The organism is Reinekea marina (assembly GCF_030409715.1).
GTDB classification, from domain to species: domain Bacteria; phylum Pseudomonadota; class Gammaproteobacteria; order Pseudomonadales; family Natronospirillaceae; genus Reinekea; species Reinekea marina.
The window spans coordinates 113,302-133,651 of the sequence record NZ_JAUFQI010000001.1 but is presented as its reverse complement, the minus strand read 5'-3'; the positions used below and the strand labels follow the sequence as shown (position 1 = coordinate 133,651).

Annotated in this window: 24 protein-coding genes; 13 read left to right on the top strand and 11 right to left on the bottom strand. The window is 45.5% G+C overall.

The genetic code is table 11. From position 1 onward, the window contains the following. Positions 1-25 precede the first annotated feature (25 nt). Positions 26-169 carry a hypothetical protein gene (locus QWZ13_RS00755; RefSeq protein WP_290280032.1) on the bottom strand — a complete coding sequence of 48 codons (144 nt, stop codon included), beginning with the start codon at positions 167-169 and terminating at the stop codon, positions 26-28. Between QWZ13_RS00755 and QWZ13_RS00750 the strand changes: the two genes are divergently transcribed. Next, the gene (locus QWZ13_RS00750) at positions 150-1,724 is read left to right on the top strand and encodes a BCCT family transporter (RefSeq protein ID WP_290280031.1); all 1,575 of its coding nucleotides are present in this window, start codon (positions 150-152) and stop codon (positions 1,722-1,724) included. The two genes, QWZ13_RS00755 and QWZ13_RS00750, sit on opposite strands and share 20 nt — an antisense overlap. Before the next feature lie 53 nt (positions 1,725-1,777). On the opposite strand, the gene QWZ13_RS00745 is transcribed toward QWZ13_RS00750, so the two are convergent. Together QWZ13_RS00745 and QWZ13_RS00740 are read right to left on the bottom strand one after the other, a co-directional pair. Further along, positions 1,778-2,491 carry a 3'-5' exonuclease gene (locus QWZ13_RS00745; RefSeq protein ID WP_290280030.1) on the bottom strand — a complete coding sequence of 238 codons (714 nt, stop codon included), beginning with the start codon at positions 2,489-2,491 and terminating at the stop codon, positions 1,778-1,780. Further along, positions 2,492-4,390 carry a DUF294 nucleotidyltransferase-like domain-containing protein gene (locus QWZ13_RS00740; protein ID WP_290280029.1) on the bottom strand — a complete coding sequence of 633 codons (1,899 nt, stop codon included), beginning with the start codon at positions 4,388-4,390 and terminating at the stop codon, positions 2,492-2,494. A 106-nt stretch (positions 4,391-4,496) separates the two neighbouring features. Between QWZ13_RS00740 and QWZ13_RS00735 the strand changes: the two genes are divergently transcribed. Genes QWZ13_RS00735 through QWZ13_RS00715 form a run of 5 tightly spaced genes read left to right on the top strand, consistent with a single transcriptional unit; the run spans position 4,497 to position 7,965 of the window. Beyond that, on the top strand, positions 4,497-4,655 hold the full coding sequence (locus QWZ13_RS00735; RefSeq protein ID WP_290280027.1) for a hypothetical protein: 159 nt from the start codon (positions 4,497-4,499) through the stop codon (positions 4,653-4,655). After that, a complete protein-coding gene (locus QWZ13_RS00730) occupies positions 4,579-5,487 on the top strand; it encodes a glycerophosphodiester phosphodiesterase family protein (RefSeq protein WP_290283226.1) in 909 nt (302 codons plus the stop codon). Before QWZ13_RS00735 ends, QWZ13_RS00730 begins: the two co-directional genes overlap by 77 nt. 44 nt (positions 5,488-5,531) lie before the next feature. After that, positions 5,532-6,146: a guanylate kinase gene (gmk, locus tag QWZ13_RS00725; protein WP_290283225.1), complete on the top strand. Its 615-nt coding sequence runs from the start codon at positions 5,532-5,534 to the stop codon at positions 6,144-6,146. A gap of 13 nt (positions 6,147-6,159) precedes the next feature. Then, positions 6,160-6,708 (top strand): DUF2058 domain-containing protein, encoded by a 549-nt coding sequence (locus tag QWZ13_RS00720; protein ID WP_290280025.1) that lies wholly within the window; start codon positions 6,160-6,162, stop codon positions 6,706-6,708. Positions 6,709-6,714: 6 nt separating this feature from the next. Then, positions 6,715-7,965 carry a cystathionine gamma-synthase family protein gene (locus QWZ13_RS00715; RefSeq protein WP_290280024.1) on the top strand — a complete coding sequence of 417 codons (1,251 nt, stop codon included), beginning with the start codon at positions 6,715-6,717 and terminating at the stop codon, positions 7,963-7,965. 3 nt (positions 7,966-7,968) lie between these two features. Here QWZ13_RS00715 and QWZ13_RS00710 read toward each other — a convergent pair whose 3' ends face one another. Next, positions 7,969-8,118, bottom strand: a complete 150-nt coding sequence (locus QWZ13_RS00710; RefSeq protein WP_290280022.1) for a hypothetical protein — start codon at positions 8,116-8,118, stop codon at positions 7,969-7,971. Between QWZ13_RS00710 and QWZ13_RS00705 the strand changes: the two genes are divergently transcribed. After that, a complete protein-coding gene (locus QWZ13_RS00705) occupies positions 8,113-8,769 on the top strand; it encodes a response regulator transcription factor (protein WP_290280021.1) in 657 nt (218 codons plus the stop codon). The two genes, QWZ13_RS00710 and QWZ13_RS00705, sit on opposite strands and share 6 nt — an antisense overlap. Before the next feature lie 166 nt (positions 8,770-8,935). Then, on the top strand, positions 8,936-9,169 hold the full coding sequence (locus QWZ13_RS00700; RefSeq protein WP_290280020.1) for a hypothetical protein: 234 nt from the start codon (positions 8,936-8,938) through the stop codon (positions 9,167-9,169). 3 nt (positions 9,170-9,172) lie between these two features. Here the strand turns inward: QWZ13_RS00700 and QWZ13_RS00695 are convergent, their stop codons facing one another. Next, the gene (locus QWZ13_RS00695; RefSeq protein ID WP_216000655.1) at positions 9,173-9,550 is read right to left on the bottom strand and encodes a hypothetical protein; all 378 of its coding nucleotides are present in this window, start codon (positions 9,548-9,550) and stop codon (positions 9,173-9,175) included. 64 nt (positions 9,551-9,614) lie between these two features. Continuing rightward, entirely contained in the window at positions 9,615-13,088 is a 3,474-nt protein-coding gene (locus QWZ13_RS00690) for a PAS domain-containing hybrid sensor histidine kinase/response regulator (RefSeq protein ID WP_290280019.1), read from the bottom strand. Positions 13,089-13,173: 85 nt separating this feature from the next. Between QWZ13_RS00690 and hemH the strand changes: the two genes are divergently transcribed. The 3 genes from hemH to QWZ13_RS00675 all read left to right on the top strand — a co-directional run bounded on the left by hemH (position 13,174) and on the right by QWZ13_RS00675 (position 14,892). Next, positions 13,174-14,190, top strand: a complete 1,017-nt coding sequence (hemH, locus tag QWZ13_RS00685) for a ferrochelatase (protein WP_290280018.1) — start codon at positions 13,174-13,176, stop codon at positions 14,188-14,190. Between the two features lie 78 nt (positions 14,191-14,268). Further along, positions 14,269-14,406: a hypothetical protein gene (locus tag QWZ13_RS00680; RefSeq protein WP_290280017.1), complete on the top strand. Its 138-nt coding sequence runs from the start codon at positions 14,269-14,271 to the stop codon at positions 14,404-14,406. A gap of 153 nt (positions 14,407-14,559) precedes the next feature. Beyond that, a complete protein-coding gene (locus QWZ13_RS00675; RefSeq protein ID WP_290280016.1) occupies positions 14,560-14,892 on the top strand; it encodes an HlyU family transcriptional regulator in 333 nt (110 codons plus the stop codon). 36 nt (positions 14,893-14,928) lie between these two features. Here QWZ13_RS00675 and hslO read toward each other — a convergent pair whose 3' ends face one another. Genes hslO through QWZ13_RS00660 form a run of 3 tightly spaced genes read right to left on the bottom strand, consistent with a single transcriptional unit; the run spans position 14,929 to position 16,372 of the window. Beyond that, entirely contained in the window at positions 14,929-15,891 is a 963-nt protein-coding gene (hslO, locus tag QWZ13_RS00670; protein WP_290280015.1) for an Hsp33 family molecular chaperone HslO, read from the bottom strand. After that, positions 15,824-16,222 (bottom strand): ribosome-associated heat shock protein Hsp15, encoded by a 399-nt coding sequence (hslR, locus tag QWZ13_RS00665; protein WP_290280014.1) that lies wholly within the window; start codon positions 16,220-16,222, stop codon positions 15,824-15,826. Before hslR ends, hslO begins: the two co-directional genes overlap by 68 nt. 21 nt (positions 16,223-16,243) lie before the next feature. After that, positions 16,244-16,372: a hypothetical protein gene (locus QWZ13_RS00660; RefSeq protein WP_290280013.1), complete on the bottom strand. Its 129-nt coding sequence runs from the start codon at positions 16,370-16,372 to the stop codon at positions 16,244-16,246. Here QWZ13_RS00660 and QWZ13_RS00655 point away from each other — a divergent pair. Both QWZ13_RS00655 and QWZ13_RS00650 read left to right on the top strand, forming a co-directional pair. Next, entirely contained in the window at positions 16,363-17,172 is an 810-nt protein-coding gene (locus tag QWZ13_RS00655; RefSeq protein ID WP_290280012.1) for a 3'(2'),5'-bisphosphate nucleotidase CysQ family protein, read from the top strand. The two genes, QWZ13_RS00660 and QWZ13_RS00655, sit on opposite strands and share 10 nt — an antisense overlap. A gap of 104 nt (positions 17,173-17,276) precedes the next feature. Continuing rightward, positions 17,277-18,470: a class I SAM-dependent rRNA methyltransferase gene (locus tag QWZ13_RS00650; protein WP_290280010.1), complete on the top strand. Its 1,194-nt coding sequence runs from the start codon at positions 17,277-17,279 to the stop codon at positions 18,468-18,470. 5 nt (positions 18,471-18,475) lie between these two features. Here QWZ13_RS00650 and QWZ13_RS00645 read toward each other — a convergent pair whose 3' ends face one another. Together QWZ13_RS00645 and QWZ13_RS00640 are read right to left on the bottom strand one after the other, a co-directional pair. Then, the gene (locus tag QWZ13_RS00645) at positions 18,476-19,672 is read right to left on the bottom strand and encodes an imelysin family protein (RefSeq protein ID WP_290280008.1); all 1,197 of its coding nucleotides are present in this window, start codon (positions 19,670-19,672) and stop codon (positions 18,476-18,478) included. Next, positions 19,639-20,301, bottom strand: a complete 663-nt coding sequence (locus QWZ13_RS00640; protein ID WP_290280007.1) for a histidinol-phosphatase — start codon at positions 20,299-20,301, stop codon at positions 19,639-19,641. Before QWZ13_RS00640 ends, QWZ13_RS00645 begins: the two co-directional genes overlap by 34 nt. Positions 20,302-20,350 lie beyond the last annotated feature (49 nt).

Sequence of the window (20,350 nt, the reverse complement as noted above, 5' to 3'; positions counted from 1 at the left end):
ATCAGTTTTACAACCGTAAAAGCGATTAGTAAAAACCCGACTTAGGTCGGGTTTTTTTATGCTTATGGCAACAGCAAACCTCCAACCTCCCTTGCACTCTATACCTCACACGCCTATGGTTACGGTACCTTAAACAGCTGGAGGAAGTAATGAGTACGTCTAAGGACAAGTACAGTATTGAAAATACCGATTATTCGGTTGGGCAAGATAACGTTCAGAAATGGGGTTTTGATATTCACAATCCTGTTTTTGGCATCAGTGCAGGATTGATCCTGTTATTTTTATTGGCGGTTTTAGTGAGCGATGCTGAAACGGCAAAGGCCACGTTAGATGGTTTGAAGTGGGATATTATTGCTAAGTTTGATACTTGGTTTATGTGGTCGGGCAATATCTTTGTTGTTTTTTGCATTGGTTTGGCCGTGTCGCCTTGGGGCAAAATTCGTTTAGGTGGGCGTGATGCCAAGGCCGAGCATTCTACGTTATCGTGGATCGCGATGTTATTCGCGGCCGGCATGGGTATTGGTTTAATGTTCTGGGGTGTCGCGGAACCGGCGGCCTATTTTACAGGTTGGTATGAAACACCTTTAGGGGTAGAGCCTTTTACGCAAGAAGCGGCCGATTTAGCCTTAGGCGCTACCATGTATCACTGGGGCTTACACCCTTGGGCTATCTATGGCGTGGTGGCGTTATCGCTCGCCTTTTTTACTTATAACAAAGGTTTGCCTTTGTCTATTCGTTCGGTCTTTTATCCGATTCTGGGTGACAGAACCTGGGGTTGGCCAGGACACATTATTGATATTATCGCGGTGTTAGCCACTTTATTTGGCTTGGCAACGTCGTTGGGTTTAGGTGCGCAACAAGCGGCGGCTGGCATGAGCCATGTCTTTGGCATTACAGGCGGAGCAGGGCTGCAAATTATGGTCATCGTAGGCGTGACTTTGCTGGCCATAGTGTCTGTTATTCGTGGTTTAGAAGGTGGCGTGAAATTGTTGTCTAACATCAACATGGTGATTGCCCTGTTGTTATTGCTGTTTGTCGCAGCGGTGGCGTTTGCGGTTTCTATGGGCACCATTCCGCAAACCATCGGAGCCTATGTTAAGAACATCATTCCTCTTTCTAACCCACATGGCCGCCCAGATGAAGCTTGGTTGCAAGGCTGGACAGTATTCTATTGGGCGTGGTGGATGTCTTGGTCGCCGTTCGTGGGTATGTTTATTGCCCGTGTATCTAAAGGCCGAACCGTGCGAGAATTTGTCACCGCTGTATTGTTGATTCCAACGGCTGTGACCATCGTTTGGATGTCGGTTTACGGTGGTATCGCCATTGATCAAATTCAAAACGGCATCGGTGCATTGGGTGTTGATGGTTTAACATCTGTCCCATTGGCGATGTTCCAAATGTTTGATGAATTAGCCCTAGGCTCACTCTTGTCATTCGTGGCAATTGTCTTGGTATTGGTGTTCTTTATTACCTCGTCAGACTCCGGTTCATTGGTTATCGACAGCATAACCGCCGGTGGCAAAATTGACGCACCCGTTCCTCAGCGTATTTTTTGGGCGTCTATCGAGGGTGCCATTGCAGCGGCGCTTCTGTGGATAGGTGGTACTCAAGCCATCGAAGCATTGCAAGCGGGCGCTATTTCTACCGGATTGCCGTTTATGTTTGTGCTGTTAATTATGTGTGTCTCTTTATTAATGGGCATGCGTACGGAAATTAATAAGTAACCCATCGGCTAGTAAGCAGACAAAACTTAGCGCCCAGTCCTTGGGCGCTTTTTTTATAACCAAACATTACGTACCAGTTTATTATGTAATTGTTGCTTTGCTAATTGTGCTTGCAGTAATTCGGCTGTGGCTAAGGCATCTACCAGGGCATTGTGGTTTTCATAGGCGGGTAAATTGTAGCGTTCTCTAACGTTTAATAAACGTAAAGAGGGCATGGTTTTATTTCGTAACTTATCAAAAATACTTCGCGAGTTTCTCAAAAATTGGGCTTCGAGTTCTAACGTATCTATGACCGGAAACAATAAATTCTGTTTAAATAGTTTTTGCACGGCAATACGAAAAAATTCTCTTTCCATATAGCGATAGTGCACCACAACTTGCTTACCCTGTAAGTGCGTTAAAATTTCTGGCAAAACCGATTTAAACGAGGGTGCTTCGGCGACATCGGTATGGGTAATGCCATGCACAAGCACCGATTCGGTTGTGAGTTTACGGGGTCTTACTATCCAATGCTTGGCTTTGCTTAAATAAATTCGGTGTACATCAAATGGCACAATACCAATGCTGACAATGTCATCGGTTTGGGCGTTTAAGCCAGTGGTTTCAATATCGAGCGCAACAAAATTTGTTTCTTGTAAGGTTTGCTGGGCTTCAGGAAGAGCTTGAAGGTAAAATAATTTCATGGCTTCAGGCAGGTCTGTATTGCGCTGCTCGGCGAAAAAAGCATCCCAATGTTCAGGCACTTCTTGGTAATTCAGCAACGCCATTTATAAACCCTTACTTGAAGCGGTATAGCGGAATTTTAAGAATTTTTGTGCGCTGCTCAAAACTTGAAAAGCTTCTTTTAAACCGCGACGTTCTTTGCCAGTGAGTGTTTCGGGTTCTACTGTGTTATCGGGTTCTTCTTCGGCTTCTAGTGCGACTACCTGTTGGCGAATACGAATTTTAGATAAATACTCTAGCGCATCGGAAAGCTCTTCGGTTTTGCCTTCTGGTAATAGCGAGGAATTAGCAATGTCTTCTAAGCGATCAAATGAATTTTGTGAAAGCGAGCCAACGGCAAGGGCATGCACGCGAATGACATCGACCATCGGTGCGGTACCTCGACGCTTTAAGTTCATGCTGTAGCGTTGGCGACCATCTATCTCCAAAACAAAGTCTTTAAAAAACCCCAGCGGCGGTGTTCTGTTTAAAGCATTGCGCGCCAAGGCCGCCAGAAAAGCTTTATTGTTTTTGGCTTTTTGGCTGATAAATCGAGTGAGTTGATCAGCCCAGGCGGTGCGTCCTTCAACGCCACTTAAATCAAAAAAAATCGAAGCGTTGAGTAGGGCTTTTGGATCCGGGTTTTCTATCCAACTGGAAAACTGTTTTTTCCAGTCTTGTAAAGTCATGCGCCAGTTAGGATTCGTGGCCATGATGCCTCCGTCGCAATAGGAATAACCGCAGGCGGCTAAGCCATCGCATACAAAATGGGCGAGTTCGTTAAAGTAATCATCGTGTAGGTTGGCATCATAATCGGGCGACAAAATTATTGCGTTGTCTTGATCGGTTACAATCAGTTGTTCTTCGCGCGCCATAGACCCAAGAGCCAAAAAACAATAGGGCACTGGAGGCGGACCTAGTTTTTGCTCGGCTAATTGTAAGAGCCTTTGTTTAAATGCTCGACCAATTACCGACATCGCCGTGCCTATCATTTGCGAGTTTGCGCCTTCTTTATGCATACGCACCATGACCGCGCTCACTTGCGGTGAAAGCTCGGCCAACTCTTCCAAGGTTTCACGACTTAAAATTCCACGCACTAACAATAAGCTGTTTTGCGATTCGTGCCGAACCACATCTGAAAGCGCTACAACACCGGTGATTTTATGCTGCTTAATTAAGGGCAAGTGGTGCACGTTGTGGCGCAGCATTATTAACATGGCTTCATACACATAAGCATCGTGGGCGATGGTGATGAGATCGGTTGACATTATTTCACGCAATGGCGTGGTATAGGGCAAAGCTTTAGCGAGAACACGTTTGCGTAAGTCGCGATCCGTGACAATGCCGGCGGGAAGCAACTGGTCTTTGCTGTCATCATCGTCTTCAGAATTATCGATGTAATCGTACACGACCACCGACGATACTTTTTGGTCGTTCATCAGGCGTGCGCATTCATGAACGGTAGCATCGGCGGTTAAGTGCACCGGAGGTCGCATAATTAAGTCACGCACGCTGGCCGTAGTCATATCATTCTCATCGGCAAGGCTTTGCACTTGTTGTTGCAGTGTAGAGTGCTCGTTGACTTCAAAAAAGTCGCCAAACTCTCCGTGCTTGTCGCACATTTCCAAAAAATAAGCCGTGGGTATACGGTAAATTAACGTGTCTTCACGTGCCTGTACTGGGTATCGAACATGGCCATTCATTAAAATACCCATTTGGCCGAACACCTGACCAGGCTCTAGCCAGTTGTAAAGCTCACCCGTGCGCCGAAACACTTCCACCGAACCTGAACGAATCATAAATAGAGCATCAATAGATGCGCCATAGGCCAGAATTTGGCTTTGGGCTTGGAAGTAACTGACTTCTATGTGAGCGCACAGTTTGGCCAGGTCTTCCTCGGGGAGGTCATCAAACGGTTCATGTGCGCCAACAAAGGTAATAATATCTTGTATTTCGATCGACATAGGCCAGTAACCTCAGCATAAGTGGGCATTGCTGTAGAGAATAATTGTGTGCTCAGAAGTGTTGCATATTTGTAACGCAAATCAATGCCGAGCTTGCATTTAACGGTTGAGTCGGGGAGCGTTAGCTGCCTATAATTTGCCCATTCATAATGATGTTGATTGGAGAAAAAATGAAGTTTACCGCAATGTTGGTTCGCGCATTGGTAATAATAGCGGCATTTTATGGCGGTTACTTATGGGTTTCTCCCACCACAAACCTACCTGAATTTGCAAAAGGGCAGGTAGATAATATTGCCCACCAAGGTGGTAATTTAGAGTATCCAGACGCTACCTTTAAAGCATACGATGAAGCATTAAACAGCCAAGCCGATGTGCTTGAGGTTGATGTTCATCTAACCAAAGATGGCCATCTAATTGTATTGCACGATACTACCATAGACAGAACCACTAATGGCAAAGGCGCTGTAAGAGACCACACATTAGCCGAGCTTAAGGCACTCGATGCGGCTTACTGGTGGCCGTATCACCCTAACGATGATATTGAAAAAGTACGGGTACCCGTTGGCCAAGAGTTTCCGTACCGCGGGGCTGGGTTGCAAATATCGACATTAAATGAAATGTTTGATCGTTATCCACATCACCGGTTCACCATTGAACTCAAAGATAATACCGATGAACTGCGTAATGCATTAGCGACCGCACTAGATAAGTATAACCGTTGGCATAATACGCTGGTGGCTTCGTTCTATTTAGATACCTTGCAAAAATTACGTGCGTCTCACCCTCAGGCGCAAACGTACGCGGGCGAATCTGAAATAAAGTTTTTTTACGCCTTACATCTTTTGCGGCTAGAAAAACTGTTCCCATATTCTGTCGATGCATTTGCGGTGCCTATGAGCAGCGGTAACGTAAACCTGGCGACGCGGCGTTTCATACAGGCGGCTCATAATGCGGGGATATTAGTGCATTACTGGACAATCAACCAAGAAGAAGACATGCGGTTTCTGATAGGTATAGGTGCCGATGGCATTATGACCGATCGCCCAGCCCTGTTAAATGCCCTGCAAACAGGACGACCATCGCCGAATCTGCTATGATTGTGCACTTTAAAACTCGTTAAATAGGCGCTCTTATGCCCAAAATTATTCCTGGTACCTTATATATTGTTGCCGCGCCTAGCGGTGCGGGTAAAAGCAGCTTGGTGAACGCATTAATTGCGCGGTTGCCCTTTGTTTATTTGTCTATTTCTCACACCACTCGGCCCATGCGCCCTGGTGAAGAAGATGGTGAACATTATCACTTTACGACTGTAGAAGATTTTACGGCACGTATCGAACAAGCCGAATTTCTAGAGCATGCGAAGGTGTTTGATAACTACTATGGCACATCGCAAACCTATGTTCAGCAACAGCTCGATGCGGGGCACGATGTAATATTGGAAATTGATTGGCAAGGTGGTCAACAAATTCGTCGGCTCATGCCCGATGCAAAAAGTATCTTTATTCTGCCGCCTTCAAAAGATGCTTTACAAGAACGCTTAGAAAAACGTCAGCAAGACAGTGCAGAAGTGATCGCGCGGCGCATGAAAGATGCCGTTTCCGAAATGTCGCATTATGCTGAGTTTGATTACTTAATAATAAACGACGATTTTTATAAAGCCCTCGATGAAATGAGTGCTATTTTTGTGGCCAATCGCATGACGATTGAGCAGCAAAAAGATCGTTATCAAAACTTATTAGAACAATTGCTTAACTAGGGTAATTTGAAATATGTCAAAGTCGTTGGCAGATCAATTGGCAGGCTTAGGCCTCGCCAATAAGAAACAAATACAGAAAGACAAAGCTGAAAAACGCAAGCAAGAGAAGCTTGCGCGAAAGCATAAAATAGAAACCGTCGATGAATCTAAAGCGGCAGTTGAAAAAGCCCGCAAAGAAAAACTCGAAAAAGACCGTCAGCTAAATTTAGAACGTCAAGAGGCGCTTAAAAAGCGTGAAGTCATGGCGCAAGTGAAACAAATGGTCATGCATGCAAAGTTAAACTTAGATGACGGCGATGTAAAATACAGTTTTGTTGATCAAACCGACAATAAAGTAAAATCACTTTATGTCACAGAGCAAATCCAGAAAGACTTAGCCATGGCTCGTTTAGCCATTGCTAGTGTTGAAGAAAAGTATTTTGTGATTCCAAAAAATATGGCCGATAAAATTGCCGAGCGCAGTGAAGCGTCAATTGTCTTTATCGCCGCCAACGATTCTTCTCAAGTAGATGACGACGATCCTTATAAAGACTTCGTCGTTCCTGATGATTTAATGTGGTAACCATTCATGAGTAAATGGCAAGGTTTCACCAGTAAAATAATTCACCACGATCGCCAGCAAGGCTATGCCGATGGACCCATTCATGCGCCCGTGTATAACTCGGTGCCCTATGGTTATGCCACCACTAAAGATTTAGAAGACGTGTTTCAAGGCAATAAAACCGGACATGCTTATGCTCGGCAATCGACGCCCACCACCGATTCTCTACAATCAATGCTTACGCAAGCCGAAGGCGGTTTGGGTTCGTTGGTGTTTGCTACGGGAATGGCGGCACTCAGTGCGGTTTTCTTTTCTTTACTGAAAAGCGGTGATCACCTCATTGCTAGCCGATTCTTGTTTGGCAATAGCCATAGTTTGTTAACCACATTAGAAAACTTTGGCATTGAAGTCAGTTTGGTCGATGCCACAAGCGTAGCTAACGTGAGAGCGGTTCAACAAGAAAATACTCGCATTGTGTTTGTTGAAACCATTGCAAACCCAGGGACACAGGTGGTCGACCTAGCGGCAATTGGCGATTGGTGTGAACAAAATAAGCTAGTGTATTTAGTGGATAACACCCTAACGTCCCCTTATTTGTTTAACCCAAAGTCGGTAAAAGCCAGTTTAATTATGAACAGCTTGTCTAAGTACTTTTGCGGTCACGGTACGGTATTAGGCGGCGCGATAACCGATACCGGCTTATACGATTGGTCACAGTACCCGAATATTTTTGATAGTTACCGAAAAGGTGATGCAAAAAAATGGGCGCTGACACAAATAAAGAAAAAAGCGCTACGTGATATGGGCGGAACGCTTAGCTCCGATGCCGCGTTCCAAATATCGGTAGGTGCTGAAACTATGGCACTAAGAATGGACCGCGCCTGCTCAAATGCCTTCGCTTTAGCAACGATGTTGAATGCACATGAAAAAGTTGCTCAGGTTTATTACCCAGGTTTAAGCTCGCATCCGCAGCACCAAAAAGCTGAGAAATGGTTTAAGCGCTTTGGTGCTATTTTAAGTTTCGATCTAAAACCAGGTTACGATTGCGCAACCTTGCTCGACAGTATCGATATCGTGATCAATGCGACGCACCTAGGTGACAACCGAACCTTAGCTTTGCCTATGGCCAGCACTATTTTTTATGAAATGGGTCCACAAAATCGTGCTGCGGCTGGCATCAGTGAGCAAATGATTCGCTGTTCAATTGGTATTGAAGATGCAGATGATTTAGTGAATGGCTTTCAACATGGGCTCGATACATTGGCTAAAACACTGTAAAAATTAAGGCAGTGACAAGCGGCGAAAAACAAGTAACAATTGGCGCATAATAAATACAAAATTATAAAGTCGCCTTTTGTTGCCAAGACGGCTGTGCTGCCCTTCTAATGCTTTAGAAGAGTAGTCGTCAACTAAGAGTATCTGTGTATGCATAAACTGCTAATTGTCGATGACCATCCGCTTTTTAGAGATGCGTTAAGCTTATCTCTGAACCAAGCAGCCAGCGTTTTACAGCTCTCACAAGAAAGCCCGATCTTATATTCAGCCTCCTTAGAAGATGCCTTTGGCCAGTTACAGCGTACGTCGAACATAGATTTGATTATGCTCGATTTACATTTGCCCGGCCACGATGGCTTTTGGGGCTTGGTTGAAATACGTAAGCTGTATCCTGCGGTTGCCGTGGTTGTTATCTCTGGCAATGACGACGGCGCAACCGTAGCAAAAGCCAAGGCATGTGGGGCTTCGGGCTTTATATCTAAATCGGCGATGTCGAGTGTCATTGTCGAAGGCGTACAAGCCGTGCTTCACGGCGAAGAATTTTGGCCAGCAGGGCGTGATGATCCCGATTCGGAAGTTGCCAATATAGCCGCCAAAGTTCATGAACTCACTGATCAGCAAATGGTGGTGCTCAAGCATTTGCAAGAAGGCCGGCTGAATAAACAGATTGCGTTCGATCTTGATATTTCCGAAGCCACGGTAAAAGCCCATGTTACGGCCATATTTCGCAAACTTGGGGTAGTAAATCGCACGCAAGCGGTGATTTTAGCGAATAAACTCCAGCTAGATACGCCCATCGCGAGCTAATTGCTTCTGCTAGCCTTCCTCAATGACTAGGTGACGCTTTAGGTCACTTACAGTCGTAATTGGCATTTTGCCTGTGACCAACTTCCCCGTTTAACGCTATAAATAGGCTGTGCTTAATTGGCATAGTTATCGCTTTATTACTGTTTAAATAATCTTATCGGAGCCGATGATGACTCAAGCAGTAAAGGATAATGTCATTCGCCTATCACAAAAACGCCCAGAACTGGCTTTAGAAAGATTAAAGCGCGCAACCGGACTGGATTTTGATGCTGCACCACAAAGCTTGGTTAACTTAGCAGAGCAAGAACTGTCGTCGCACTTAGAGCAGGTAGAATCGGAACAGGCCCCTGTACTTACAGAGGTTGTTGAAGGGCCTGTATGGGCAAAGTTAGCCGATTAATGGTTAATTAAAAAAGCGCTTTGCTGGCGGTTTTTTGGTTTCTTTTTTTACCGGTTGTACGTAGAGCTCATCGACATGATACGTTGATTGAGCGGTGGCTAATGCAACGCTCATAGAGCGTAATTGGCCAACCAACTTTAATTTAGCAATACCTGATAACAATGACGATACCGATGAGGTGGTGCATTGATCGACACAGTGTCGATGCTCCCCTAACTCATCGACCCACACCAGATACAACTTGCAAAGATCACTGTGAGATTGATCAAAGCGTATCCACGCGGCGACATTGTACTCAGATTGCCATGTTGTGCCGGTCTTTATGCCGGCCGGCTTGTCCAGAATATGCTCTGGAACATCCGTTAATTTTAATAGTGGCATTCTGTTTTCCTTCCTCGATTTGTGACAATAACCTAGGTTTTTACAAAATACCGTGCATTAGATCTCAAATTTTCTCTGCGGCAATGGGCTTTAATAGCGCTCTTAGTGCCGCTGGTTTTACCGGTTTGGCTAAAAACGATAAGCCTTTTTTTAGCGCTTGGCCACGCAAGTCACTGTCGGTATGTGCCGTAACTAGAATGGTTGGGACAGCCGCTTGCCATTGCTCTAAAAGAGTATCATAAAGCGAAAATCCCGTGAGTTTTTCGCCCAATTGATAATCGATGATCAAGGCATCGGGCTTAAGAATGTTCTGAGCGCTCTGAGCATCGGTTGCAGATACCACACGGCACCCCCAACTGGCCAGAAGGGTTGTTAACGCATCCACATTGTCTTGGTCGTTATCGATAACGGCGATCGTTAGCCCTAAAGCACTGCGCGTTTTATAGCTTGGCTTTTGCACGGCAATTGGGTGCTCAATGTTGCTCAGCGGCGTGAGAATTTCAAAACAAGAGCCTTTGCCTTCGCGAGATTTGACACTGATTTTGTGCCCTAAATGCGCACTCATGCGCCACACAACACTTAAACCTAAACCAACGCCATGCGCATACTGGGCATGCTGATCTAGCCGATTAAAATCGTGAAAAATACGCTCGTGGTCGGCCTCGGCTATGCCTAGGCCGGAGTCCCACACCTGAATTAAAATTGCATCACCGCGTTTTCGGGCGGCTAATAAAATGGAGCCTTGTTGAGTGTACTTGACCGCATTAGAGACTAAATTTTGAATGATACGGCGCAGTTGTCTCGATTCAGATAGAACAAAGTAAGCGTTAGGCCGCACAATTAAACGCAGGCCTTTTTCTTCGGCCAGTGAGTAAAATTCATTGGCGATGGAATGGAATAGTCCATTTAAATCTACCGGTTCTAACTCGGGTTTTCTTGGGTTGCCGTCTAACTTGGCAATTTCGAGCAAGGTCGATAACAGCTCTTCGGTTGTTTTTAATGAATGTTCTAGTTTTATGACCACATCGTCATCGCGGTATCGTTCGAGCAAGGCCGTGTTATATAAACGTGCCGCGTTGAGTGGTTGCAAAATATCGTGGCTGGCTAAGGCTAAAAATCGGGTCTTACTTTCATTCGCCAACTCGGCTTCGTTTTTCGCTTCAAATAATAATTCTTCAGCGCGTTCACGTTCGTTAATTTCATTTCGCAACTCTAAGGTGCGTTCTTGGACACGCTTCTCTAAATTATCTTTGGCTTCTTTTAAATCGTTTTGCACTTTGACGTATTCTGAAATGTCATTGAAGGTGGTAACAAAGCCGCCGCCCGGGAGCGGGTTGCCTTTGATTTCAATCACACTGCCATCTTGTCGCACTCGGATGAAACGATGCGGTGCGGCAGAGTGCAAATGCTCGACCCGTTTAATGACATGGTCTTCTACTTCGCCAGGACCGCATTCCCCTCGCTCAGCATTGTAACGAACTAAATCTGCAATGGGCGTGCCTACTCTGAGCAGATCAGTAGGGTAGGGATACATCTCAACGTACTTACGATTCCAAGCAACTAATCTTAGATCTCGGTCTATAACCGAAACGCCGTGGTCGAGGTTTTCAAGAGTTGAAGATAAAACCTTTTGATTAAACTGAATGGCTTGGGTGGTTTCATCGAAAAAAGTTACGACGTCTTCAAGGTGAAGGACGCTGCCTGCTACCGCTGAATGTATCATAGCGCGTGCTGAGCTTGCGCCAATGACACCTGACAAGATACGTTCAATGTAGCGAATAAATTCAGACGAAGGGGGCTCGTTGTCGATAATTCTTAAATGGTTTACGCGCTCAAAATCGGAGATCCAGCGGCGCGTTTGAGTACTCCCTGCAAAGCGCTCTAACATTGACACTAAATCGCCGGATCGTACTTGCCGTTCAGATTGTTTTGCTTCGCTTGGGAGTAAGTGTTTATCGAGTTGCACAAAAGCTGAGGCTTGGAGCCGGTCGGCCAATGAATGCTCGGCTCGTGCTGAAAACCAAATTAAGCAGGTGATGTTAAACAGTAAGCTGAAGAAAACACCATGCGATAAACTGTCACTGAATTGAAACCCTAGCATTTGTTCTGGGCGAAGCCAGCTAATGCCCCAAGGACCGTTCTCGATGAGTGACGAAGGAACATATCCGGCGTCATTTAACATGGGGATCATCAGTGTCCATACCCAGGTAATGCCGCCCGCTATCATGCCAGCGTAAGCGCCTCGGTAGTGTGCTTTACGCCAGTACAGACCGAGCAACAGTGCGGGCGTAAGTTGTACCACCAGTGAAAAAGCGAGCAAACCAATTTTTGATAAGGCTTCACTTTGTCCAAACATCACGGAGTAAAACCAGGCCGATAAAATAACGGCAACAATGATTAAGCGCCGCATTAAAATGAGCCAAGTGGCCACTTGAGTAGAATCTTGCGCTAATTTATTTCGGATCAGTACAGGGAACAGTGCATCGTTACTGAGCATGGTAGAAAGCGCTAGAGTGGTTATAACAATCATGGCCACAGAAGCAGAAAAACCACCGATAAATACTAACGCGACTAACCAAGTTTGTTCAGCGACTTGAGGTAACAACAATACGTAGGTATCGGCATTCATGTTTGCGTGTTGAAAGAGCCGTAACCCGGCTGCAGTGATTGGCAAAATCACAATGCAAATGATGACTAAGTACAAAGGAAAAACCCAGCGGGCGGTTTGTAAGTGTGATCGGTGGGTATTTTCCACAACCATCACGTGGAATTGTCTGGGAAGTACTAAAACGGCGCTCGCCGCCAATAGTAGCTGTGTTAAAAAACTTAAGTTTAAACCATTCCATGTAAATCGGCCGGTTGCTTGTAACTCACCTTTAAACTCTCCGTAGCCGGAATAGAAATAAAAAATGACATAGGCCGCCAACGCTATTAATGCCCCTAGTTTAATCAGCGATTCAAAAGCAATGGTTAACATGATGCCATGATGGTGTCTTGAAGCATCGACTTGCCGAGTGCCAAATAAAATGGCAAATATAATCATCGCAATGGCCACAAACAAAGCTGTATTCGAAGAGTTAAATGGCATGGCCGAGGTTTGGCTGACAATCGTTAGGCTGTTGGTTACTGCCTTGAGCTGCAAGCCTATATATGGAATACCCGCCACCGTACAAATTAACGTGGCTAAAAAGGCTACGCCGCGTTTTTTGCTGTAGCGTGAAGCAAGAAAGTCGGCAATGGAGGTGGTGTTTTGGCGTTTGCCAACGCGCACTAGCTTATTCAGTAAGCGGCCTGCAAACACAAAGACTAAAAATGGACCTAAATAGATGGGTAAAAAGCTCCAACCGGAGCTGGCTGCTGTGCCTACCGCGCCATAAAATGTCCAGCTAGAACAATAAACAGCTAAAGATAAAGCGTAAATATAAGGCGATATTGCTTTTGTTTTGCTGATGCCGCGTTCAGAATCACCATAGATAGCAATCGCGAATAAGATGGCGACGTATAAAAAAGCACAAACTAAAATAATCCAAGAAGTCATTATTATTGTATTCGTTTATGATACTTAAGCGATAATGAATCAGAGTTAGACTTTGCAAACAAGTTATTTTTTAAAAGGCCGTTGAATGAAGCATTTCCCAGTTGGGCATCCTGACGTTAAATTTGGACGCATTGGCGTAGTTTTAGTGAATTTAGGCACGCCTGATGATCTCTCACCTAAAAGTGTTCGACGTTATTTAAAAGAGTTTTTATCTGATTCTCGTGTGGTTGAAATACCTAAACTTCTTTGGTGGCCACTGTTGAATGGCATCATTTTAAACACACGGCCTAAAAAGTCGGCGCAGGCTTACCGTAAAATTTGGCTGCACGATATTAATGAATCACCGTTACGTCATTACACACAACAGCAAGCCGAAAAGCTGGCCCACCAAATGCCAGAAGTCGATGTGGTTTGGGCGATGCGGTATGGGCAACCTAGTATTAGTACAGCGCTCACTCAGTTACAGGCAAAGGGTTGTGATCGTATTGTTGTGTTTCCTATGTATCCTCAATATTCAGCGACAACGAATGCCACAGTATCAGATGCGGTGTTCGATCACCTTAAAACGCTTCGCTGGCAGCCTACTGTGCGCATTGCACACCCTTGGTACCGCCAAGAAGCCTATATTAATGCCATCGCCGCTCTACTGAAGGCGCGCCTAAACGAGCGTGAATCAGCACCTGAAAAAATCATCATGTCTTTTCATGGTTTACCCGAGCGATTTATTAATCAAGGCGATCCATACCAATGTCATTGCTTTGTTACCCGTCGGCTGATCGCTGAAGCAATCGGCTGGTCATTAGATGATGTTTTGGTGACATTCCAAAGCCGTTTCGGTAAAGCCAAGTGGATAGAGCCCTATACCAATGCAACGCTAACATCGTTGGCAGAGGAAGGCGTAAAAGACATATTAGTGCTGACGCCAGGATTTGTGGTGGACTGCTTAGAAACACTTGAAGAAATTGCGATGGAAGGCAAAGAGGTCTTCGAAGAAGCTGGGGGCACACATTATGATGTATTACCGTGCTTAAACGACAGCGGTGAAGCAATGGATATGATTGAGCAATTGGTAAAAGCAGAGTTGAGCGGGTGGGAACTTTAACAACGTTTCTAGCTATTTTTATTTTTAGTGGCTAGAAATAAAAACAGCGCCCTTATTCTTGTTTTTAGGTGGGCGCCGATGTTCTTAACTCCACTCTTTTATTGTTTTTGTTTTCGAGTGTCTTTTAATCGTTGTGACCTAGTAATAGCACTTGGTGTGCCAGTTTTGAAAAACCCTTATATATCAATGGGTTACGGCTCAATGGTTGTTTTTTGAGCAATGAAAGCAAGTTTGTTACCGAATCTGAAGGTAACGTTTGGGAACTGAGGTAACACTTTTTAAGTCAGGGTAACGTTTTGCATCAAAACGTCTCAAGTATGTAATGTTATGTTGCAAAAATAGTTAAATATTTGGCTAGCAACCAAAAATTTGCCGTTTAATAATAGGCTTCAGTCATTATTTAGTGTCAATGAGGTGTGTATGTTTGGTTGGTTTAAAAAGGATAAGTCAGGTAAGGCGTCAGTGCCAAAGTTAGACTTTGAAGAATATAAGGGGTTTCAAATAGCAGCGACCCCAATCAATGAGGGTGGACAGTTTCGTGTTTCAGGTGTAATCGAGCTTGCAGCAGAAGGTGAAACAACTAAACAGCACCGTTTTGTGCGCGCTGATTTGATTCCTAATGAGGAAGAAGCCGTTCGTATCACCCAGCTGAAAGCCCGTATGATGGTCGATCAGATGGGTGAACGTTTATTTGAAGAATAACGGCGCAGTCAATCAACTGCGCTAAAACGATATTGTTTAATTTAGGGTTGAGTCACCAGGTTCTTTAAACAGCTCAACCACATCTTCTGCGCTGAAGGCGTACTTTTCACGGCAAAACTGGCAATCTAGGTCAATGTGGCCCATTTCACGAACAATATCTAACGCTTCATCTTCACCTAATGTTCTTACAGCGTTCGCGGTTTTTTCTTTACTGCACGTGCATTCAAATTTTAGGCTTCTGGGTTCGAAAACACGCACAGTCTCCTCGTGGAACAAGCGATTTAGCATGACATCGGGCTCAAGCGACAAAATTTCTTCTTCGGAAGTGGTGCTGGCCAAATGAATAACTCTTTCCCAGGTTTCTAAGTCGGCATCGCTGCTTAAACTGCTTTCGCTTGCCGAGCTCGGCATTGCTTGAATCATCAGGCCCGCTGATTGATGTTGATTGGAAAATAGCCAAATTCGAGTGCGAATTTGTTCAGATTGCTGGAAATAGTCTTCTAAAACGGCCGCTAAAGAGAGTTCGCTGTCATTTATGGGCACCACACCTTGGTAGCGCTGTCCTTTCTTGGGCTCAATGGTGATCGCCATTTGCCCATGGCCTAGCAATTCGCCTTGTTCGTCAAAATCATCATTGTACTGAGCAATTGCACGAATCGCGCTGTTGTCGCGACACTCGGCCATAATCGTACGTACTTGTCCCGCGCCGCGTACTTGCAATGATAAGGTGCCTTCAAACTTTATTGTATCGCTGAGCATGGCCGCGGCTGCCATGAATTGGCCCAACAAAGATTTAATTGTATCGGGGTAATTATGCTTGCTGAATACGTCGTTTAGGGTGGTTTCTAACTGGGTTAACTCACCACGAATGGGCGTATCTTCGAATAAAAATCGTTGTGTGGCATCGTGTAATGTCATAACTGGCCTTGGCTTATTCAGTAGATTTGGTTTTGAAACGATGAATTTGTCGTCGTTCCTTTTTATTGGGTCGGTGGTCACTTAATACTTTACCCACGTTCATGGCTTTGCGTTGCACCGCAAGCGCTTCTCGCTTGGTAATAGACTCTGGTGTTTCGGTATAGAGTAGTTGAGCCTCAGGTGCTCCGCGACGTTGTTCTGAAATTGCATCAACAATGACGGTTTTTTCATCCCAACCCAGTTTAAGGCGTACTTCCTTGCCTAGCTCTACGACACGGCTGGGTTTTGATTTAGCGCCATCGTAATGAACTTTGCCACCTTCTATGGCAGCTTTGGCCAGTGCTCGTGTTTTATAGAAACGAGCCGCCCAGAGCCATTTATCGAGACGAACATTGGGTTTAGCATCAGACATGTTAGGTCGCTTATACGTGTTTTAAACCATTGGAACTAAGCGTCTCAAGGTAAGGGCAAAATTGCCATTTGCAACCATGAGTCGTGGGATTAATCTGCACATGGTAATATAGACGACCAATTTTGCGTATTCGAATCGGCATGAACTCAATTTTACCCTTACTAGGCCTTCAACATATCCCTTTGTTGTATCAACTGGCCGAACGAGCCGGCGATGCCATCTTAAAAATATACGAAGATGAATCGCTGTGGCATACCGAACAAAAGTCTGACGCAACGCCCGTCACTCATGCTGATATAGCCTCTTCAGATATTCTAATTGAAGGGTTGCCTCATATTGTTCATGCGCCGGTGGTGTCTGAAGAAGCCTTACCTGACTACACACAGCGGCAACAATGGCCAATTTATTGGTTAGTCGACCCGATGGATGGCACGCGAGAGTTTATTCATAAAACGGGCGAGTTTGTTATTAACATCGCGCTTATGCATCAGCACCAACCTGTGTTTGGCATGCTTTACCAACCGCAAACGAGATTTGCCTGGTGGGGTGGGCAATCGCTAGGGGCATTTATGGGGACGCCTGAAAGCCACTCATCGATGCGGCCGAGCAAAAGCTCACAGTCTTTAGTTGCGCTGGGGTCTCGCCGTTCTAAATGGCAGGGCGCTTGGTTAAGTGCATTAGAACAAGCCGATTTTCAGGTCGAAAAAAAATCTCTCGGCAGCGCGCTCAAGTTTATGCAACTTGCGCAAGGGGATGCCGATCTATACCCCCGTTTGGGCCCGACCAGTGAATGGGACACTGCGGCGCCTCAAGCGATTTTAGAGCAAACGGGCGGCGCTATCGTGCAATGGGATGGTTCGCCCCTACGCTATGGAAAAGAAAACACCCTGAACCCTCACTTTGTCGCGGTTAAAGATAAAAGCTTATTAGCGATGCTAGTGAACCCGTAAATAAAAAACGCTCCGTTACCGCTTGGTCGCACCAATGTAACTTGTGCACTAAGCTGCAGTGAGCACTTACTTCTTATGCAAAAAAACGAGTTTAGAGTTTAATTATGATTAATGTACTGAAATTAAATAAAGGCGCAGAGCGGCGTATTCGAGCTGGGCATCATTGGGTGTACAGCAATGAAATAGACAATAGTTTTGCGCCGTTAAAAGAAGTTCAGCCTGGCTCAGTGATTAACATTGTTGATGCTCAAGGTAAAAACTTAGGCAGCTTTATGGTTAACCCAAATGCGCTCATTTGTGGCCGTTTGGTAAGTCGAAAAGCGGATCGCCAACTCAGCAGTTCGTTGTTAAAAAACCGCTTAAAGCAAGCGTTAGCCATTCGTGAACAGTGTTTTGATCAACCCTGCTACCGATGGGTTTTTGGTGACAGTGACGGCCTCTCCGGGTTAGTGATTGATCGCTTTTTCGATATTCTCACGGTGCAAGTTTCTACGGCGGGTATGGAAGCGCAGCTTGATGTCATTCTAGAACACGTGATTCGGCTGGTTCAGCCTAAGGGTGTTTTGCTCAAAAATGATGGCAAAATGCGCGCCGTTGAAGGGCTAGACTCCTATGTGCGCGTTGCTTATGGCGAAGTGCCCGATTTAGTAGAGTTGGTCGAAAATGGCACTAAGTTTTTAGCGCCGTTAATGACGGGCCAAAAAACCGGTTGGTTCTACGATCATCGACCGAATCGAGCATTAGCCGCTTCCTATGCGAAAGGTAAAACCGTCTTAGATGTTTTCAGTTATCTAGGGGGCTGGGGACTAACCGCAGCAAATGCAGGTGCTGAGCAGGTGACGTGTGTGGATGCCTCAGCGTTAGCGTTAGAAGGCGTACTTGAAAGCGCTGCTTTAAACAACTTGCAAGGTAAAGTAGAAACCGCTCATGGCGATGCGTTTGAGGTACTAGCTCAATTCCAAAAAGAAAAACGACGATTCGATATTGTCATTGTTGATCCGCCTGCTTTTATTACCCGCCGCAAAGACATTGCCGCAGGTGAGCGTGCTTATCAAAAGCTCAATGATGCCGCAATGAAGCTGGTGAGCCATGGCGGAATTCTTGTCAGTGCCAGTTGCTCAATGCATTTAGAAAGTGATCGCCTGCGCGATATGATTCGAGCCAGTGCGATAAAACTTGAACGGCATGCCATGATACTTTCAGAAGGGTATCAGGGGGCCGATCATCCAGTGTTGCCGGCTGTCCCTGAGACGCGCTATATCAAATCGATCTTTGCGCAAATTAGCCCAAGCTTATAGTTGGGCTATTGCGTTACGACGGTTAAATTTAGGTTTTGTGAGAGCTTGGTGAATTCAAGCGCCATCGCAGCAACGGCTTGTCGAGCGGCGAGCCATTGTTCATTCGTTTCCGATTCAAATGGAAAGCTTTCAGGTAACTCGGCTAAGCTTGCTTGTACTTTAGCCACAGCCGCTTGTAAGTTTTTGCCGGTTATTTCTATACTGGTTTCTTTGGTTAGCCATTGGCTAAACACCGACGGCTCAGCCTCAGTGCCTAATAGCCGCGAAATCTCATCGACTTGTTTTAACAAGTAAGCACGACCGTTGCCGGCAAATTGTGCTGGGTGGATCCACTCTGGTTCTTCTAGCGAAGTTTCAGCAAAGGTGTGATTTAACAGTTTAACCATTGTAAAACGCTGCAAGGTTTTTACTAAAACATTGAACTTTGCCCGATCGGGCAGTTCGCTGAATTCACCAGAATCACTCCAACGAGCCTGCGCTTTATCAAGTTGTTTGCTTAGGTGAGCGTTGGCAATTTTTAAATAACTTAATCGTCGATTCACCAGCGTTTGCGCATCTTCATCGGTTTTGGTTTGCCAAAAATCGGCTAAAGGCGTTTTCCAAAGAAAGAATTCTACAACGGGAAAGCCGAGAGATGCAGACTCTTCATCCATCAACCTGTGCTGGCCCAAAAGCGTGTCTTCAGTGATCGCCAGTTCGAGCTCGTGCACTAAGCCACTATAAGGGTAAAGAGGAATGCCATCGATATAGCCTGGTAAAAATGGGCGCGTATCAATCAGGTCGAGTGTACGTTTTAGGCCTTTCGCTTCGTTTAAATTAAAGGGCTCCGTAAAGTACAACGCGCTGGCAGTCCAGCGTTGGTGGCATTCAATAAAACGCTGCTGGGCGTTGGCTTGGGTTTCTTCATTTGGATCGTTCAAGAAACTTTGAACACCAACTTCGAGTTGACGGCATAGCGCCACGGTTTCGGCCATAGCGGATTGAGCCGCTTGTTGAAATGCCGCCGCTACAGGGGCTAAATCGGTCAGGCGTTCACTGGTTGCGGGTAATTCCGATTCTCCAGCATTGGTATTTGCGCCTTCAGAAGGCGTGATTGAAATATCGTCGTCCTTGTCACCGCAACTCGAAAGCAGCAGCAGTAACGTGCAAGTCAAGGTGGTCAGTCGCTTCACGCGTTGCCTCGTAAGTCCATTATTGTCCATGAGTGTTGTTGCGCAATATCACGCAAACGATCATCAGGATTAACAGCTACCGGATGGTCTACTTGTTCTAACAAGGGTAAATCATTGTGAGAGTCTGAGTAAAAATAGCTGCCGGTGAGGCTTTCATCAGAATCATCGAGCCATTGCTGTAACCTCACTACTTTACCATGAGCAAAGCTCGGCGTGCCAGTCGCGTTCCCCGTATATTTGCCATCGACAATTTCAGGTTCGCAGGCGATAAGGTTGTGTATGCCTAAACGGTGTGCAATGGGCTCGGTTACAAAGCGATTCGTCGCCGTGATGATCAACAAAGTATCACCGGCTTTTTGGTGTTGATCGATGAGCGCACTGGCTTGTGAAAGCAACATAGGTTCAATGTACTCAGCCATAAATTGCCGATGCAGCGGGGCGAGCTCTTCTGGAGTTTTGCCACTTAAAAACTGCAATGCAAACTGAAGGTATTCGTTAATATCTAAGCTGCCTTGCTGATATTGAACTAAAAATTTGTCATTTGCTTCTTGTACGACGTCAGGATCGACCAATTTGTGCTTTACTAAGAATTCGCCCCAAGCATGGTCGGAGTCGCCATGGATGAGGGTGTTATCGAGATCAAATATAGCAAGCGCCACGGTAAGTCCTTGTTTAAATTGGGTTTGATGGCTATTTTATGTGTTTTAT